Source organism: Rudaea sp. (assembly GCF_036560865.1).
Lineage (GTDB): Bacteria > Pseudomonadota > Gammaproteobacteria > Xanthomonadales > Rhodanobacteraceae > Rudaea.
Genome location: NZ_DATBQK010000143.1, coordinates 1 through 16333 on the forward strand (window position 1 = coordinate 1; position 16333 = coordinate 16333).

14 protein-coding genes are annotated in these 16333 nt (G+C 62.8%); 6 read left to right on the forward strand and 8 right to left on the reverse strand.

Annotated features, from left to right (window positions below; translation table 11 throughout):
* Together VIE67_RS13785 and recC are read right to left on the reverse strand one after the other, a co-directional pair.
* Positions 1-213, reverse strand: a 213-nt coding sequence (locus VIE67_RS13785; protein ID WP_332027021.1) for a UvrD-helicase domain-containing protein, incomplete at its 3' end; no start/stop codon positions are given.
* A complete protein-coding gene (gene recC / locus VIE67_RS13790; protein ID WP_332027022.1) occupies positions 210-3521 on the reverse strand; it encodes an exodeoxyribonuclease V subunit gamma in 3312 nt (1103 codons plus the stop codon). The genes VIE67_RS13785 and recC, both read right to left, overlap by 4 nt.
* A 102-nt stretch (positions 3522-3623) precedes the next feature.
* Here recC and phhA point away from each other — a divergent pair, with 102 nt between their 5' ends.
* The 4 genes from phhA (at position 3624) to rraA (ending at position 5795) form a co-directional block, all read left to right on the forward strand.
* A complete protein-coding gene (gene phhA / locus VIE67_RS13795) occupies positions 3624-4514 on the forward strand; it encodes a phenylalanine 4-monooxygenase (RefSeq protein WP_332027023.1) in 891 nt (296 codons plus the stop codon).
* A gap of 129 nt (positions 4515-4643) precedes the next feature.
* Entirely contained in the window at positions 4644-4940 is a 297-nt protein-coding gene (locus VIE67_RS13800) for a type II toxin-antitoxin system RelE/ParE family toxin (RefSeq protein ID WP_332027024.1), read from the forward strand.
* A gap of 2 nt (positions 4941-4942) precedes the next feature.
* Positions 4943-5260, forward strand: a complete 318-nt coding sequence (locus tag VIE67_RS13805) for an addiction module antidote protein (protein WP_332027025.1) — start codon at positions 4943-4945, stop codon at positions 5258-5260.
* 52 nt (positions 5261-5312) lie between these two features.
* Entirely contained in the window at positions 5313-5795 is a 483-nt protein-coding gene (gene rraA, locus VIE67_RS13810; RefSeq protein WP_332027026.1) for a ribonuclease E activity regulator RraA, read from the forward strand.
* A 74-nt stretch (positions 5796-5869) separates the two neighbouring features.
* Here rraA and VIE67_RS13815 read toward each other — a convergent pair whose 3' ends face one another.
* From VIE67_RS13815 to adh, 4 genes are all read right to left on the reverse strand, one after another.
* Complete coding sequence (locus VIE67_RS13815; RefSeq protein WP_414707373.1) at positions 5870-7633, reverse strand: DUF885 domain-containing protein; 1764 nt, start codon at positions 7631-7633, stop codon at positions 5870-5872.
* A 117-nt stretch (positions 7634-7750) separates the two neighbouring features.
* Positions 7751-9286, reverse strand: coding sequence for a threonine ammonia-lyase, biosynthetic (ilvA, locus tag VIE67_RS13820; protein WP_332027027.1), 1536 nt, complete (start codon positions 9284-9286; stop codon positions 7751-7753).
* 128 nt (positions 9287-9414) lie between these two features.
* A complete protein-coding gene (locus tag VIE67_RS13825; protein ID WP_332027028.1) occupies positions 9415-10611 on the reverse strand; it encodes a porin in 1197 nt (398 codons plus the stop codon).
* A gap of 164 nt (positions 10612-10775) precedes the next feature.
* The gene (gene adh / locus VIE67_RS13830) at positions 10776-12296 is read right to left on the reverse strand and encodes an aldehyde dehydrogenase (protein ID WP_332027029.1); all 1521 of its coding nucleotides are present in this window, start codon (positions 12294-12296) and stop codon (positions 10776-10778) included.
* 254 nt (positions 12297-12550) lie between these two features.
* Here adh and VIE67_RS13835 point away from each other — a divergent pair, with 254 nt between their 5' ends.
* The gene (locus VIE67_RS13835) at positions 12551-14422 is read left to right on the forward strand and encodes a sigma-54-dependent Fis family transcriptional regulator (protein WP_332027030.1); all 1872 of its coding nucleotides are present in this window, start codon (positions 12551-12553) and stop codon (positions 14420-14422) included.
* Positions 14423-14575: 153 nt separating this feature from the next.
* Here VIE67_RS13835 and VIE67_RS13840 read toward each other — a convergent pair whose 3' ends face one another.
* Together VIE67_RS13840 and VIE67_RS13845 are read right to left on the reverse strand one after the other, a co-directional pair.
* Positions 14576-15235 (reverse strand): phasin family protein, encoded by a 660-nt coding sequence (locus tag VIE67_RS13840; protein ID WP_332027031.1) that lies wholly within the window; start codon positions 15233-15235, stop codon positions 14576-14578.
* A gap of 120 nt (positions 15236-15355) precedes the next feature.
* Positions 15356-15631 (reverse strand): polyhydroxyalkanoic acid system family protein, encoded by a 276-nt coding sequence (locus tag VIE67_RS13845; RefSeq protein WP_332027032.1) that lies wholly within the window; start codon positions 15629-15631, stop codon positions 15356-15358.
* Positions 15632-15724: 93 nt separating this feature from the next.
* Between VIE67_RS13845 and VIE67_RS13850 the strand changes: the two genes are divergently transcribed.
* Positions 15725-16333, forward strand: a 609-nt coding sequence (locus VIE67_RS13850) for an FHA domain-containing protein (RefSeq protein WP_332027033.1), incomplete at its 3' end; no start/stop codon positions are given.

Below are 16333 nucleotides of genomic sequence, written 5' to 3' on the forward strand. Positions count from 1 at the left end.
GCGTTCACGCAGGCGCTTGCGCAATTCGTCCGCCGCTGCACGCGTGTAAGTGACCACGAGAATGTCGCGCACCTGCAATTTCTTTTCGACGATCAGGCGCGCGTGGATGCCCGCAAGCGCGTACGTCTTGCCCGTGCCGGCACTGGCCTCGATCGCCTGCACGCCGGACAGCGGCAGGGTCAGTGCAAGATCGCTCGGCACTGCGTCGCTCATTCCGGCATCTCGTGCAGCGCGTCGAGCAACGGATCGAAAATTTCGAGCGCAAGCTCGGCGAATTGCCGGCTGGCCGCGCTGGTTGCGTCGAACAGGTCGCGATCGCGAGCAATCAGTGCGAACGGCGGCTCGCGATCCGCTTCGCCGCTGCCGCCCTCGTCGTTTCTGCGTTCGCCGGCGAATACCTTGCACGCCTCGTCGAGTGCGTCGGCATGCCGTTTTCCTGCCTGCGTGAATTTGCTCTCGCGCCAACGCTGTGCATACGCTGCCGAGGTCTTCGGGAAAAACAACAGCGGCGTTTGCAGGCCGTCGTCGCGGCGATCCAACAGGGCCGCGAGGATCGCGCGCGCGCGCTGTTGCGTCAGTCCAGAGTAGTGTTGCGTTTGCACGCCCGTCTTTGCCATGCCGAGCAGCGTCAGCCTCGCATCCTCGCGATGCGCCGCGAGCGCGAGGTAGTCGAGCCAGCCATTGAGCAGTCGTTTGCCGTGCAGTGCGCCCGCGGCCCAGACCACGGCCCTGCCCTCGCTCTGCGCTGGCAGTGTCCCGCTCAATTGCCTGCCGTCGTCGAATTGCAGCACGAAGGCTCCTGTCGACTCGCCAGCAACCCCGCCTTCATCGCGCAGCGCAGCGAGCAGCGCGGCCGTTTGGGTTTGCGCATCGAGCAGCGCAGGCCCGGCCATGCGCCCAGCCGGCAGCAGAGCGCGCGCGCGCAGGGTGGCGGGGTCCGCAGCGCCGCCGGACAGGGCTGCCTCAACCAGCGTTTCGCGCAAAATATACTTTTCCAGATTGTCCGCAACGACGTGGTCGGCGTCTTCGTCGGCTTCGGCCGGTCGGTCGAGCCACATACCGAGACGCTCACGCAGGAACACGCGTGCCGGCGCCGCAAAAAAGCGCTTGAGGGTATCGAGATCGACGGTCTCGCTTTCTGCGCCGAGCGCAGTCGGACTTGTCGGCGCGGCTTCGACGAATGGCTGCGGCACCGGCTCGCGGTCGATGCCAGCCGCGGCGCGCCATTCGCCGCGATAGGTAAACAGCCGCGTATCGACGGTACCGAAATTGCGCGGCGAAAACGCCTGCAACGGATGTTTCGTGACGAGCGCCCTGCGCGCCGCCGCATCGTCGGGACAATATTGTGTGGTCACCGTATCCAGCAGTTCAGCGACGACGGCCGAGGGCTCACGCGCAGAACCATCACGTTGTTCCTCGCCGATCCAGCTCAGATAAAACACATCGCGCGTCGCGCACAGCAATTGCAGGAACAGGTAACGGTCGTCGTCGCGATTGGCGCGGTCGCCGCGCCGGCGCGACCCGTCGGCGGTCATGCGATCGAGCGCGGCGAGGCGCTCGCGCCGCGGGAACGCGTCCTCGTTCATGCCGATCAGGCAGATCACGCGGAACGGCACAGCGCGCAACGGCAGCATGCCGCAGACGCTGATACCGCCGCTGAAGAAACGATGGCTGCGCTCGGGTTCGTCAAGACGCGCGCTCAGAAAATCGCGCACGCAGCGCCAGTCCAGCGCCTCGTCGCAACCCGCGGCCGCGGCATCCTCGGCGAGGCTGGCAAGCGCCGCACGCAACGCCCCCAGAGCGCGTGCCGCGTCGCGATCGTCAGGGTCGATATCGAGCAGTTTGTCGAATGCGACATTGTATATTTGTTGCCATTGGCGCGGCGTGTGCGCGGCGCTTTGCGCGCGCAGCAGGGTTTGCAGCACGCCGAGTGCGGACAGCAGTACGCCGAGAGTGCGCGCCGAATTCCCCTCCACGTCGGCGCGCGGCGCGATGCCGGCAATCGTCGCGTCGTCCTCCCCGCTCGCATAGCCGAGCAACAGGCGCTCGATGCCAAAGGCCCAGCTGAATTCGCGAAAGCGCCCCGCGCCGACCGCCGCGTGCTGGTTTTCATCGAGTCCCCAGCGCACGCCGGCATCGCGCAGCCAGGTTTCGAGGCGGTCGAGCTCGCCACGATCGAGATCGAACTTGCGCAGCACCGCCGGCACGCCGAGCAGTTCGATCACCTCACTCAACCCCAGGCGCGACAGCGGCAACGCGGCCAGGCGCAGCGCAAACGCGGTTAGCGGATGCGCATCGCGCGGCGAGGCATCGGACAGCGCATACGGCAGATAGCGCCTGTCCTCGCGCGCGATGCCGCCAAATACGGCTTCGATATACGGCGCATAGACAGAGATGTCGGGCACCATGACCGCGACATCGCGCGGAGTCAGCCCGTCGATGCTGTCGAACAGATCGAGCAGGCGATCGTGCAGCACCTGCACTTCACGCAATTTCGAATGGCAGATATGAAATTGCAGCGAACGGCCGTCGGCCTCAGTGCGCGCATCACGCGCGGGTGCGAGACGATCGAGTACATCGGCCTGCAGCCGATGCAGCAAGGTATCGCGCGGAATCTCGCGCGACAGCTCGCTGTCCGCCTCGAAGCGCGGTTGCACGGACTCGTACGAATACAGCAGCTCGATGAAATCGCGGCCGGCGCCGCCGTAAGCGGCAAGCAGGGGATTGTCGGCAGCGTCGAGCACCGAGACGGTTTCGTCGCGCAGACGCGCACGTTCGCTGCGCACATCGCCCCAATATTCGCGGCAGGGATTGGGCATCAGGAAATCGAACTCGCAATGCTGCGCGATGACGCCGTAGAAACGCAGCAAGTCCGGCGAGATATTGGTGCAAGCGAACGCGCTGATCCGCGCCGGGATACCCGGCGGCGCGAACCTGCGCTGCTGACCGCCATAGCGCTGCACGTAATCGGCGAGCAGGCGTGCGCGATGCGCCTCGATGCCGCCGCGGGTCAGACGCCGCCACAGTTCGGCCTGCCATTCGTCTTTTTCGGCACCGCGCTCCCAGCGTTCGAGCAGGTCGCTGCGATACGCGAGATAGCGCTCGAACCAGTGTGCGAGATCGCCGGCGAGGCGCAGGCGCGTGGCTTGATCGCCATCACCGAGCGCGGCATCGAGCGCAGCGAAGCGTCGCTCGCGTGCGAGTTCGTTGAGTTGCGCGAAGATGCGCCAACGCAGCACGTTGCGTTCGAACAGCGAAGTCTCGGGCAGCTGCGGATTGGCCGCGCGCAGCAGGCGCCACGCATATTCGGCCGGCGCGAAGAAATCGATGTTGGCAACGATGCCGCAGCGCTCGGCGAGACGGATTTCGAGCCAGCGGCGCAGGCCGAACTGCGGCACGAGCACGATCTCCGGCGCAAGCAAGTCCTCGGCGCGCGCGCGCGCACCGATGCGCTCTGCGAGCTGGGTCAGCAGTGCTTCCGCGTCGTTGCTGGAATACAGATCGAACATCCCAGCGAGCATACGGGGCGACGTCGCAGGAGGCGAGACTTGGCGCATTTTCAGGCAAAGGCGCGCAACCCAGGGTGCTAAAATCGCCTATCGTCACCAAACGCGAGTCCGGTCATGAACGTGCAACCCCGCCGGGTCGAACACCAGCAAACCGACAAGGGCAGCGTGCCCGTCTACACCACGGCCGTCGTCGAACAACCGTGGGCGGGCTACACCGCCGCCGATCACGCGACCTGGGCGACCCTGTTCAAACGCCAGCGCGAAGTGCTTCTCGGCCGCGCGTGCCGCGAGTTCATCGACAACCAGCAGCGCTTCGGCATGACGCCCGATGCGATCCCGAAATTCGACGATCTGAATCGCGTGCTGAAAAAGGTCACGGGTTGGGAGCTGATCGGCGTCGAAGGCCTGCTGCCCGAACTCACGTTTTTCGATCACCTGGCCAATCGCCGCTTTCCGGTGACCTGGTGGATCCGCCGGCCTGAGCAGATCGATTACATCAGCGAACCCGATTTGTTCCACGACCTGTTCGGCCACGTGCCGCTGCTGCTCAATCCGCTGTTCGGCGACTATATGCAGGCCTACGGCGCGGGCGGCGTGAAGGCGCACGGCCTCGGCGCCGAGGCGTTGGTCAATCTGACGCGGCTGTACTGGTACACGGTCGAGTTCGGTCTGATCAAACAAAATGATGGCTTGCGCATCTACGGATCGGGCATCGTCTCGTCCAAGGGCGAATCAATCCATTGTCTCGAATCACCCGCACCCAACCGCATCGGCTTCGACATGCCGCGCATCATGCGCACGCGCTACCGCATCGACAGCTATCAGAAAACCTATTTCGTGATTGACAGCTTCGAGCAGTTGATGAACGCGACGCAGCCCGATTTCACCGCGCTTTATGTCGAGCTCGCGCCGCAGGAATCGATTCCGGCTGGGAATGTGCTGCAAAGTGATTTTGTATACCACCGCGGCACGGGCGAAGGTTGGGCGAAGGATGGAGATGTGTAGGAATAGACGGATTGAAGGTTGCGTCAGGCCAGCGTAGCGCGTCACACAACGTAGCGAGGTGCGGTGTGGCCTTCTTCACCAAATAGAGCTTCTCTTGCCTTCGTATCCGCTCGGATACATAATAGTTCCATGCTCACCTTCCTGCGCACAGCCGAATTCGATGCGTGGCTGAGTCGGCTGAAGGATCCGATCGGCCGTGCGCGCATAGCCAAGCGCATCCGCGCCGCTGAATTCGGTCACTTCGGCGATTGCGAGCCGGTCGGCGAAGGCGTGTCGGAGATGCGCGTGCATGCGGGGCCCGGCTATCGGCTGTACTACACGCGCATCGGCGAGGTGGTCTATCTGCTGCTGGCCGGTGGCGACAAGTCCAGCCAGCGGCGCGACATCAAGCATGCACTTGCATTGGCGCGCACATTGAAGGAGTAACCATGAAGCAGAAAAAACCCAAGACCAACGTGCTGAAGACGCTGGGTGTCAAACCTTTCGATGCGGCCGATTATCTGACCGATGATGAATCCATCGCCGAATACCTGACGGCGGCTCTGGAAGACTCCGACCCAAACTTGTTCCTTACCGCGATCAAGGACGTCGCGCGCGCACGCGGGATGAGCCAGTTGGCAAAGGATACGGGCCTCGGACGCGAGAGCTTGTACAAGGCGCTGGCGCCCGGCGCGAAGCCACGCTACGACACCGTGCTGAAGGTGGTCAACGCGCTCGGTGTACGGCTGCATGCCACCACGCCTTGAGGCGTTCTCCAGAGAGCGTCGTTAATTTGCGATCTGCATTTTAGAGAACTCGGTGTCCACGGCCACCACCGATCTAAGCGACGCCCATCCCGAGGCACAAGTCTGCGATCCGATCCTCGTCGACTTCGGCGGCACCCGCGCGTTTCATGGCGCGATCGCGACGGTCAAGGTATTTGAGGACAACACGCAGGTGCGCGCGACTTTGGAAATGCCGGGCAATGGCCGTGTGCTGGTGGTCGATGGTGGCGGTTCGCGGCGCTGCGCGCTGGTCGGCGGAATGCTCGCGGAGCTCGCCGTGAAAAACGGTTGGGCTGGCATCGTCGTGTACGGCTGCGTGCGCGATACGGCGGAACTTGCGGCGCAGGCGCTCGGGATCAAGGCGCTGGCGGTACATCCGCGCAAGAGCGAGAAAGGCCTGCACAGCGGGCAGGCCGGTCGCACGCTCGAATTCGCTGGCGTGTGTTTCCGTCCGGGTGTGTGGCTGTATGCGGATGCGGACGGGATTCTCGTCGCCGAGTCCGCACTGCACGCTTGATCCGCTCCGTCAGATGCGTAATCGCATGTAGACGTCGTTGATGTTTGCCCGCCGCGAACTCGTGCGGCGTACCATCATTTCGCCTTCGCCGCCTCGATAAACGCATCGATATGCTGTTCCAGCACCGGCAGCGGCACCGAACCGATTTCCAGCACCGCGTCGTGGAACGCGCGGATATCGAACTTGGTGCCAAGTTCCTTTTCGGCGCGCGAGCGCAATTCGAGAATCTTGATCTCGCCAAGCTTGTACGACAGCGCCTGACCCGGCCAGGAAATATAGCGGTCGACCTCGGTTTTGACCTCGTGTCGGCTCAGCGCGGTATGCCCGGCGAGATAGGCGATCGCCTGCTCGCGCGTCCAGCCCTTGTGATGGATGCCGGTATCGATGACCAGACGCGCAGCGCGCCACATCTCATAACTGAGCCGTCCGAAATCATCGTAGGGCGTGAGGTAAATGCCCATCTCCTTGCCGAGCTTTTCGCAATACAGCGCCCAGCCTTCGCCGTAGGCCGAGATGTATTCGCGACGGAATTCGGGAACGCTCTTGTGTTCCTCGACCAGCGAGCCTTGGAATGAATGTCCCGGCGCGGATTCGTGCAGGGTCAGCGCGGTCAGGTTGTACAGCGAACGCGACGGCAGGTCGTAGGTGTTGACCCAATAGGTGTGCGGCCCGCCACGGCCCGCGGTCCAAAACGGCGCAATCGCGGCCGGCACCGGCTCGATGCCGAAGCGTCCGCGCGGCAGCAGGCCGAAGTACTGCGACAGTTTTCCGTCGACGCGCTTGGCAATCCATGACGCACGCATCAGCAGTTCGTCGGGCGTCTTGGCGTAGAACCGTGGATCGCTGCGCAGGAATTCCTGGAACGCGGGAAAGTCGCCGGTGAAACCCGTGGCCTTCATCGTCGCCTGCATTTCCGCATCGATACGCGCGACTTCCTTCAGCCCGATCTTGTGGATCGCGTCGGGATCGAGATCGAGCGTCGTATATTTGCGGATCTGCTGGCGGTAGTAGGCCTTGCCGTCCGGCAGCGCTTCGGCGGCGAGCGTTGTGCGTGCGTGCGGCGCGTATTCGTCGCGGAAAAATTTCAGCAGTTTGGCGTAGGCCGGCAGCACGCGTTCGCGGATCGCCTGCGTACAATCGGCCTGCAGCCTGGCCTGCGCGTCGGCCGGGATATTCGTGGGCAGTTGCTTGAACGGTTTGTAGAACGGGCTGTCCTCTGCGCTTTTTACGTCCGTGTAAGTGGAAATGGATACATCGCGTCCGACGAGCACCACGCGCGGAACGGAAAAGCCGCGCTTGAGTCCCGCGCGCATGTTGACGATCTGCTCGTCGAAATAACGCGGCACGTCGTTGAGCCGCGCGATGTAGTTTTCCGCGTCGGCCGCGCTCTTCAGATGACGATTCGCCATGAAGGCAAGATCCGACCAGAACTGCGAGTCCGCGTTGAGCGGCATCTCGTAATCGCGAAAGCGCACATCCGCAGCGAGGTTTTCGATCTGCGGTTTGTACACCGCGTAATTGACCTGGTTGTCGGCCGACAAGTCCTTGGGCGCAATCGCGGCGAGCTGGTGCAACACATCCTGCCAGTAGGCAAGCCGCACCGCCTGCGCCTTCGCGTCGACCGCTGGCAAGCGGTTGTCATTTGCACTCGCCGCGCGATCCTCGTCGTCGAGGCCCGGAAACTGCTGCTCGCGCCACGTCCACTCCTTGGTATACAACGCCTGAAAGCGCTCGTCGGCCGACGCGGACGTTGCCGTCCCGGTCTGCGGCGTTTCACCGTATGCCACGGTCGTCATCGCGACTCCTGCCAGCAAAAGGGTGCCGATCAATCGTTTCATGCGGGTCGTTCCTGTCGGGCGTCGCACCATGATCGCATCAAATCGGCGGACCCGGACTGTGCCGAAGGTGCTGTTCCAACGCGAAGCGTCGCAGGAACCCGCCGTGCGGCGTGCGACTCAGTCGGCGCGCAACAGCAATCGGTACGCGGGATTCTCGCTCTCGTTGCGATAGGTGTAACCAAGGCGCGCGAGGAAGTCGGTGAACGCCGGGCGATCCTGCGGCGGCACCTGGATGCCGACCAAGATGCGCGCATAGTCGGCGCCGTGGTTGCGATAGTGGAACAGGCTGATATTCCAGGCCGGGTCGAGCGCGTTGAGAAAGCGCGCGAGCGCACCGGGCCGTTCTGGAAAATCGAACTGGTAGAGCAGTTCGTCGTGGGCGAGGTCGGCGCGGCCGCCGACCATGTGGCGCAGGTGCAGCTTGGCCAGCTCGTCGTGGGTGAGATCGAGGACTTCGAAACCGCCGGCGGAAATCGCGGAGACAATCGTCGCGGTTTCGTCCTTGTTGCGCGTCTGGATACCGACGAACAGGCGCGCGTGGGTCGGGTCGCCGATGCGGTAATTGAATTCGGTGATGCTGTGCGTGCCGAGCAGGCCGCAGAAACGGCGGAAACTTCCGCGCTCCTCGGGCATGGTCACCGCGAACAGGGTTTCGCGCGCCTCGCCGACTTCGGCGCGCTCGGCGACGAAGCGCAGGCGGTCGAAATTGAGATTCGCGCCGCTCGCGATCGCGACCAGGGTTTGATTGCGCAGGTTTTCGCGCACGGCGTACTGCTTCGCGCCGGCGATCGCCAGCGCCCCCGCGGGTTCGAGCATGCTGCGCGTGTCGGCGAACACATCCTTGATCGCCGCGCACAGCGCATCGGTGTCGACGCGCAGAATTTCGTCGACATGCTCGCGGCACAGACGGAAGGTTTCCTCGCCGGCAAGCTTCACCGCGGTGCCATCGGAGAACAGACCGACTTCAGTAAGCTCCACGCGCCGGCCCGCATCCAACGAGCGCGCCATCGCGTCGGAGTCCTCGGTCTGTACGCCGATGATGCGGATTTCCGGGCGCACTGCTTTGACATAGGCGGCGATCCCCGCGATCAGTCCGCCGCCGCCGACCGGCACGAAGATCGCGTGGATCGCGCCTTGATGCTGGCGCAGGATTTCCATCGCGACCGTGCCTTGCCCCGCGATCACGTCGGCGTCGTCGAACGGATGCACGAGGGTCAGCCCGCGCGCTGCGCCAAGCTCGATCGCGGCGCGATATGCGTCGCTGTAGGATTCCCCCGCCAGCACGACCTCGACTGCCGCACCGCCGTGCGCTCTCACCGCGTCGATCTTCACCTCCGGCGTCGTCACCGGCATCACGATGACCGCGCGCGTGCCGAGCCGCCTAGCCGCGAGTGCGACGCCCTGCGCATGGTTACCGGCCGATGCCGCGAAGACGCCTCGCGCAAGTTGATCCTTCGATAATTGCGCCATCTTGTTGTAGGCGCCGCGCAGCTTGAACGAGAAAACCGGCTGGTTGTCCTCGCGCTTCAGATACAGGCGGTTGTTGAGGCGTGCGGAGAGGTTGGGCGCGAAATCGAGTTCGCTTTCACGCGCCACGTCGTAGACGCGTGCGGTCAGAATCCTGCGCAGATAGTCGTGATTGGAGACAGGCATGGCGCGGCGCTATGAATGAGCGGCGATCATAGACGATCGCCTTGCCGCGCGCAGAAATCCAGGTTCGCGAAAATCCGTCTCGCGCGCACGCATGGCCGCGCGAGACGGAACAGGGCATGCTGTTTCGCTTAAAAGAAGATGATGCCGCCGAAGGAGCCGCCGAACTGCTTGGCGGTGTTGCCCAGATAATCCTTCGACCGGGTCTCGCCCAACTCGCCAGCCAGCGTGACGCTCTTGGTCAGCGCGTAGTACAAACCACCCGTCACGTTGCTGTTGGACTTGAACGAGGCGTTCAGCGCGGCGTTGGTCGCGTTGTTATCCGAGTTGCGGCTCTCGCCATAGTTCAAGCCGAACTTCAGCTTGTCGTTGAGCTTGTAGGTACCCTGTATCAGATAAGCGCGTCCGTTGATCGGTCCCTCATCGCCTTCGGTCAGGATGCCCAGACCCTTGCCATCTTCGTAATTGACCAGCAATCCGAACGGACCGGAGTTGAAGGTCGCGCCGATTTCCGCCGCATTGGCATCGAAGCTGCCGCCGCTGCCGCCAGCACCGTAGAACTTCTGCGAGACGACTCCGACCCACGCTTTGAACCCGCCCGTCGCCCACGCCAGTTGCCCTTGGAACTGCGGGTAGGATTTGGATGAGTATGCGCCCGCGTCCACTGGGCTCATCAGGCCCCCCGTGAAGGTGAAGCCCTGGCCCAATACCGGGGAGGTATAGCTCAGCTGGCCATAGTTGTTCAGATACGTATAACCGGCGCCAATATGACCCAAGGTCACCCGGCCGCGCTGGGTCGCCTGCGTGGGCGCTCCCGCACCGATCAATGTCATGTCGTTGAGAATCGCGTTGCTGGCGAAAATGCCGTAGTCACGGCCGATCTTGAGCGTGCCCGCCTCGGCCGTGCCGATGGTGAAGAACGCTTGACGCACGTCCACTTCACTATTCGACGCGATCGCCGAGGATTGCGCTGCTGCCACCATGATGCCGATCGTGCCGCCGATCTCCAGGCCATTCTGGCTGGTCTTGAACTTGGTGATCAGGCCGCTCGGCAGCAGGCCATTGCCGATCGTGGTCTTGTTGTTCTCGCCCGAGCAACCCAACGCCTTGCCGGCTAACGCCGGCCCGCCCACTGCATCGCCCGAACAGCTCACGCTGGTGTAATACGTGTTCACAATCCCGCCGACATCGACTGTCCAGTCGCCTGACGCAATTTCAACGGCCAGTGCGTTGGATACTGTGCCAAAGCTGCCAGCAATAGCGATGGCGATCGTAGCCGCCAGATGTTGCCCCGTTCTGTGTTTTGCTGGTTCTCTATTCGCGTGCATGTATTGCTTCTCCCTACGTGGTGGTAAAAGAAATGCTCTGGATGGCTGGAGTCCCGAAACCGCAACGTCTGCACCAGCCCATGCTTTTTTGAGCGCAAGCAACCTCATGCGCGGGACCACAGGTCCCGCGCGCAAGAAAAATTCAAGCCATGCCTGGCGGCGCTTTAGAAAAAGCCGAGTTTCTTCGGCGAGTAGTTGACCAGCATGTTCTTGGTCTGCTGGTAGTGATCGAGCATCATCTTGTGATTCTCGCGGCCAATGCCGGACTGCTTGTAACCGCCGAACGTCGCGTGCGCGGGGTAGGCGTGATAGCAATTGGTCCACACGCGCCCGGCCTGAATCTCGCGACCGAAGCGGTAGCAGCGATTCACGTCACGGCTCCACACGCCGGCACCGAGTCCATACAGCGTGTCGTTGGCGATCTCCAGCGCTTCGGCGTCGTCCTTGAACGTCGTCACCGAAACCACCGGGCCGAAGATTTCCTCCTGAAAGATGCGCATCTTGTTGTGCCCGCGGAACACGGTCGGCTTGATGTAGTAGCCGTCCTTGAATTCGCCGTCGAGTACATTGCGCTCGCCGCCGATCAGTACCTTGGCGCCTTCCTGGCGACCGATATCGAGATAGCTCAGGATCTTCTCGAGCTGTTCGTTCGATGCCTGCGCACCGATCATTGTCGTCGGATCCAGCGGATTGCCCTGCTTGATCGCGGCGACGCGCTTGAGCGCACGCTCCATGAATTTGTCGTAGATCGATTCCTGGATCAGGGCGCGGCTGGGGCAGGTGCAGACCTCTCCCTGATTGAGCGCGAACATGACGAAGCCTTCGAGCGCCTTGTCGAAGAAATCGTCGTCCTTCGCACACACGTCGTCGAAGAAAATATTCGGCGACTTGCCGCCGAGTTCGAGGGTGACCGGAATCAGGTTCTGGCTGGCGTATTGCGAGATCAGACGGCCGGTGGTCGTTTCGCCGGTGAAGGCGATCTTGGCGATGCGCGGACTCGACGCGAGCGGCTTGCCCGCTTCGAGGCCGAAGCCGTTGACGATGTTGAGTACGCCAGGAGGCAGCAGATCGCCGACGAGCTCGGCCCAGACCAGAATGCTGACCGGGGTCTGCTCGGCGGGCTTCAACACCACGCAGTTGCCGGCGGCGAGCGCGGGTGCGAGTTTCCAGGTCGCCATCAGGATCGGGAAATTCCACGGAATGATCTGGCCGACGACGCCGAGCGGCTCATGGAACTGGTAGGCGACCGTGTCGTGGTCGATCTCGCCGATCGAGCCTTCCTGTGCACGGATGCAGCCGGCGAAGTAGCGGAAGTGGTCGATCGCCAACGGGATGTCGGCGGCACGGGTTTCACGCAGCGGCTTGCCATTGTCCCAAGTCTCGGCGTGCGCGAGCAGATCGAGATTCTGCTCCATGCGATCGGCGATGCGATTGAGGATGTTCGCGCGCTCCGCGACCGAGGTGCGGCCCCATGCCGTTTTCGCGGCATGCGCGGCGTCCAGCGCGGCTTCGATATCTTCCTTGTCCGAGCGCGGAATCTCGCAGAAGGATTTGCCGGTGATCGGCGTGACATTCTCAAAATATTTGCCGTTCTTCGGCGCAACCCAGTTGCCACCGATGAAGTTGCCGTAGCGTTCCTTGAAGGGAACTTGCACGGAAAGATGATGTTGCTGCAATTTGGTCATGGCGCAATAACTCCTGGTTGGATGGCGCGGTATAGGCTGCATGCGCCATGCCAATGGATTTTTATATTGCGATGCAGCAGTAATTTAAATTACTGTTTACAAGTATTCGCTTTGCAAAACTGATGCGACGCGTCATTAAATTCATTCGAACACGATTGCATCCGCATCGGCGATGTGTACAGACTCGGTTCGCTGTTCGCGACAGGTGTCGCAAATTGCGACACTGCGACTTGGCGCCCCCACAATACGAGTCGATGACAAAGTATACTTCTACCCAATTGCTCACCGCGCGCCGTCGCTTTTTCGACAATGGCACGGCGCCGCGCGGCCTGGTGCCTGACACGATCCTGCGTTCGTGGCAGCGTTGCACCGGCCTGGGGCTTTCCGCTTACACCACGCCCGAAGTCGAACCAATGCCGCAACAGGCATTGCGCGAAGCCTGCGAGAAATACGAGAACCTGCGCCGCGTGTGCCGGCCCGAACTGGAGACGCTGTACGCGGACGCGCGCGCGACTGGCAGCATCGCGATCCTGAGCGCGCCGGATGGCCTGATTCTCGAAGCGATCGGCAGCGCGGACTTTCTCGACAAGGCCTCGCGCGTCGCGTTGACTCCGGGCGTACCTTGGGCCGAGAGCGCGACCGGCACCAACGCGATCGGCACCGCAATGATTGAGGGCCGTGCGATCGAAGTGCGCGGCGCCGAACATTTTTTCGCGCCGCATCGGGTCTTGAGTTGCTCGGCCGTGCCGATCATCGATCCGTTCGGCAAGATCGCCGGCGTACTCGACCTTTCCGGCGAAGCCTCGGTACATCACACGCACGCGCTCGGCATGGTCAGACTCGCGGTGGATCAGATCGAGAGCCGGCTGTTCGAGCGCGATTTCCCCGGCTGCCGGGTTTTGCGGGTGCAGCGCGAAGCGAGCTTATTCGGTACGCCGTGCGAGGGAATTGTCGTGTTCGAGGGCGAGCGTCTGGTTGCCGCCAATCGGTACGGGCTGGACTTGCTCGGGCTCGGCCGCGGCGATCTTGGCCGGCGCCGGTTCGAGGAATTGTTCGAAGCCCGCCTGCGTGACCTGACTCGCGACACCAGTCTGCGCGACGCGCAAGGCCGCTCGTTGCTGGTGCGTGTCGACGCGGATGCCGGCAAGCGCGCCGTGGTCAAGGCCAAACCGATGGCGATTGCGGCGACCACGATCATCGCGCCCGTGTTCGATGCGCAACTCGAGCGCGAGCTGGATCGTGCGCAGCGCGTTCTGGTCGCCGGCATGCCGGTATTGCTGTCCGGCGAAACCGGTACCGGCAAGGAAGTGTTCGCACACGAATTGCATCGGCGCACCTTGCGCCGCGATACACCGTTCGTCGCGGTCAATTGCGCCGGATTGCCGGAAGGATTGATCGAATCGGAATTGTTCGGCTACGAGGAAGGCGCGTTTACCGGTGCGCGGCGGCATGGTGCCAAAGGTCTGCTGCGCGAGGCCGATGGCGGCGTGTTGTTCCTCGACGAAATCGGCGACATGCCACTGCCGCTGCAGGCGCGCCTGCTGCGCGTATTACAGGAACGCGAAGTGACGCCACTGGGTGGCGGTCGGCCGGTGAAGGTGGAGTTCGCATTGATTTCGGCGACCCACCAGGATCTCGATGTGGCGGTGGCCAACGGCAGGTTTCGCAGCGACTTGTACTTCCGCATCGCGCACTACAGCGTGCAGTTACCGGCGCTGCGCGAGCATGCCGACCGGCGCGCGTTGATCGAAATGTTCTGGAGTCAATTCGCCGCGGCGAGTGCGGTGAGCATGGACGATCTTGCGTTGACGCGGCTCGCCGACTACGCATGGCCAGGCAACCTGCGCCAGTTGAACGGCACTCTGCGTACCCTGGTTGCGCTGGCGGACAGACAGGGTCGGGTCACCGTTGCGGATTTGCCGGCAGCAGTGCTCTCGGCACCACACGCTGGCACGGTACCCGCCGACGCCGGTCAAGCAGCCTCGCTGGCGGGAATCACCGCGCAAGCGATGCGCAGCGCGTTGAGCGCGGCCGCGGGCAATGTCTCCGCCGCCGCGCGCAAGCTCGGTATCAGCCGCAGCACCTTGTACCGACGTTTGTCGGGCTCGGGCGCAGCGGCGAAATAAGACGGGGCGGAGCGCTCAGCCGCTCAAGCGGACGACGCGCAAAAAAAACCGCCAGCCGGATCGAAGCAGGGGAGGGAGTTCCACTTCGTGCCGATGATGCTGGCGGTTTGTTGAAAAGCCAAGCTTGGCGCGCAACCGGCGCGCCAAATCAAATCACTTCTTTTTCTTCGCGGTCTTCTTCGCCGCCTTCTTCGCTACCGGCCGTTTGGCCGCAACTGGTGGCTTGGCGGCCACGGCCACCGCGTCCGCGACCTTGGCAACGGTACGTTGCACGCTCTTCTTCGCGGCAATCTGCGCCTCTTCGATATCCTTGACCAGGTCGCCGAAGTCGTCGCGCGCGCGCTTGACCTTGTCGCTGATCGCCTGGGTGATACCCAGTTTCTTCGCCGCCGGATTGATCTTGCGCACTTCACGGTTGAGCTCGTCGACGCGCTTGAGCAGTTCGTCGAGTTCCTTGCGCCCGGGTACGCCGAGCTTGCCGAGCGCGCGCGACACGCGGTGCTCGAACACCTGCTCGAGGCGATCCCAGGTTTCCTGGGTGCGCTCGCGCACCTGGCTCACGCTGGTCTCCACGGCGCCGCGCACTTCGTCGACCTTGCCGGTGGCGATCTTGCGCGTCTTCTGTTCGAGATTCAGGCCGTCCTTGACCAGACCTTCGAACAACTTCGTGCCTCCCGCCTGCGCCTTGGAAAATGCGCCAAGGCCGGCCATCCATATCTGCTGCGCCGACTCCATGATCGATTTGTTCGACACGGACTTCGCGTCGCTCGCTGCGGCCGTGACTTTGGACTTGAGCTTGGGTTTGTTTGCCATGATTCTCCCTCCGGTATTGTACGTTTTGGGGCGGTGGCCTGTAGCCACGCCATGCAAGATAGGGCAGGCGCCTAGAATATTTACACTAGCGGCATGGCCTGCCGCCGGCGCGGTTCACGGCTAGGCCAGTCCTTCGTCGAGCTGGCGCTCGATTTCCTGCTCGATGACCGGCTTCAAGAAACCCAGCAGGAATCCCAGTTGCGCAGTGACGTGGATCTCCTTGGCGCTGACATGAATCTCGCCGCTTGCGCCCGGGCGCTCGAAGTTCAGCGTGTTGCCGTTCCACTCGCTCGTGATCTCGAACTTCTTGCCGATCGCCAGCGCGGTTTTCTTGACCACATCCTTGGCCCCCTTCAGCGAATGATGATGCTTGCGACGGATATCGATGCTTGGCATGGCGGTTTCCTCGATGACTTCGCATTTTTATACAACGGACAGTGTGCTACATTGCCAAAATAACTACATAAACCCCGATAAACAGACCTGAGCATGCGCCTAACTTTTCCGAACAGGGAACACGAGGACGCCTTGATCGGCGCGGGCGACACTCGGATTGGTGCGGCGGCAGACAATACCATCGTACTCAATCACAGTGGCGTCGCAGCGCATCACGCGCAATTGTCGGTCGGCGATCGCGGTATCGTGCTGAGCGTCTGCGACGCAGCGCGCACGCACGTGAACACGCGCCCGGTGCGCGAAAAAGCGATCCTGCGGCTCGGCGATGTGGTCAGCCTGGACACGCTGCAGTTCGTGCTCAAGCCCGATAGCGACGACAGCATTCGCCGCGACCTGCCGCCGATGCGCTCGCTGACACCGCTGCCGCCCGTATCCACGCCGCCGCGTATCAATCCTCCCAAGGTGCTGCTGCGCGGGGTCAGCGGCACGCGTTTTGGCAAGATCGTGGCGGTGCGCGGCCAGCTCGTGATCGGCCGCAGCCCCGATGCGGACCTGTCGTTGGACGAGCCCGAAATGATGCCGCGCCATGCCGCGATCGAAACTTCCGGTGAGGCGATTTTCCTGCGCGACCTCGGTTCGAAGAATGGCACGTCGGTCAATGGGGTACAGGTGCGCAATGCGATACTTCACGCTGGCGACCAG

Coding starts and splice junctions, on each gene's coding strand:
- VIE67_RS13840 (WP_332027031.1), bottom strand. CDS start 15,235: ATGGCAAACAAACCCAAGCTCAAGTCCAAAGTCACGGCCGCAGCGAGC.
- VIE67_RS13800 (WP_332027024.1), top strand. CDS start 4,644: ATGCTCACCTTCCTGCGCACAGCCGAATTCGATGCGTGGCTGAGTCGG.
- VIE67_RS13825 (WP_332027028.1), bottom strand. CDS start 10,611: ATGCACGCGAATAGAGAACCAGCAAAACACAGAACGGGGCAACATCTG.
- VIE67_RS13845 (WP_332027032.1), bottom strand. CDS start 15,631: ATGCCAAGCATCGATATCCGTCGCAAGCATCATCATTCGCTGAAGGGG.
- adh (WP_332027029.1), bottom strand. CDS start 12,296: ATGACCAAATTGCAGCAACATCATCTTTCCGTGCAAGTTCCCTTCAAG.
- recC (WP_332027022.1), bottom strand. CDS start 3,521: ATGCTCGCTGGGATGTTCGATCTGTATTCCAGCAACGACGCGGAAGCA.
- VIE67_RS13805 (WP_332027025.1), top strand. CDS start 4,943: ATGAAGCAGAAAAAACCCAAGACCAACGTGCTGAAGACGCTGGGTGTC.
- VIE67_RS13815 (WP_414707373.1), bottom strand. CDS start 7,633: ATGAAACGATTGATCGGCACCCTTTTGCTGGCAGGAGTCGCGATGACG.
- phhA (WP_332027023.1), top strand. CDS start 3,624: ATGAACGTGCAACCCCGCCGGGTCGAACACCAGCAAACCGACAAGGGC.
- ilvA (WP_332027027.1), bottom strand. CDS start 9,286: ATGCCTGTCTCCAATCACGACTATCTGCGCAGGATTCTGACCGCACGC.
- VIE67_RS13835 (WP_332027030.1), top strand. CDS start 12,551: ATGACAAAGTATACTTCTACCCAATTGCTCACCGCGCGCCGTCGCTTT.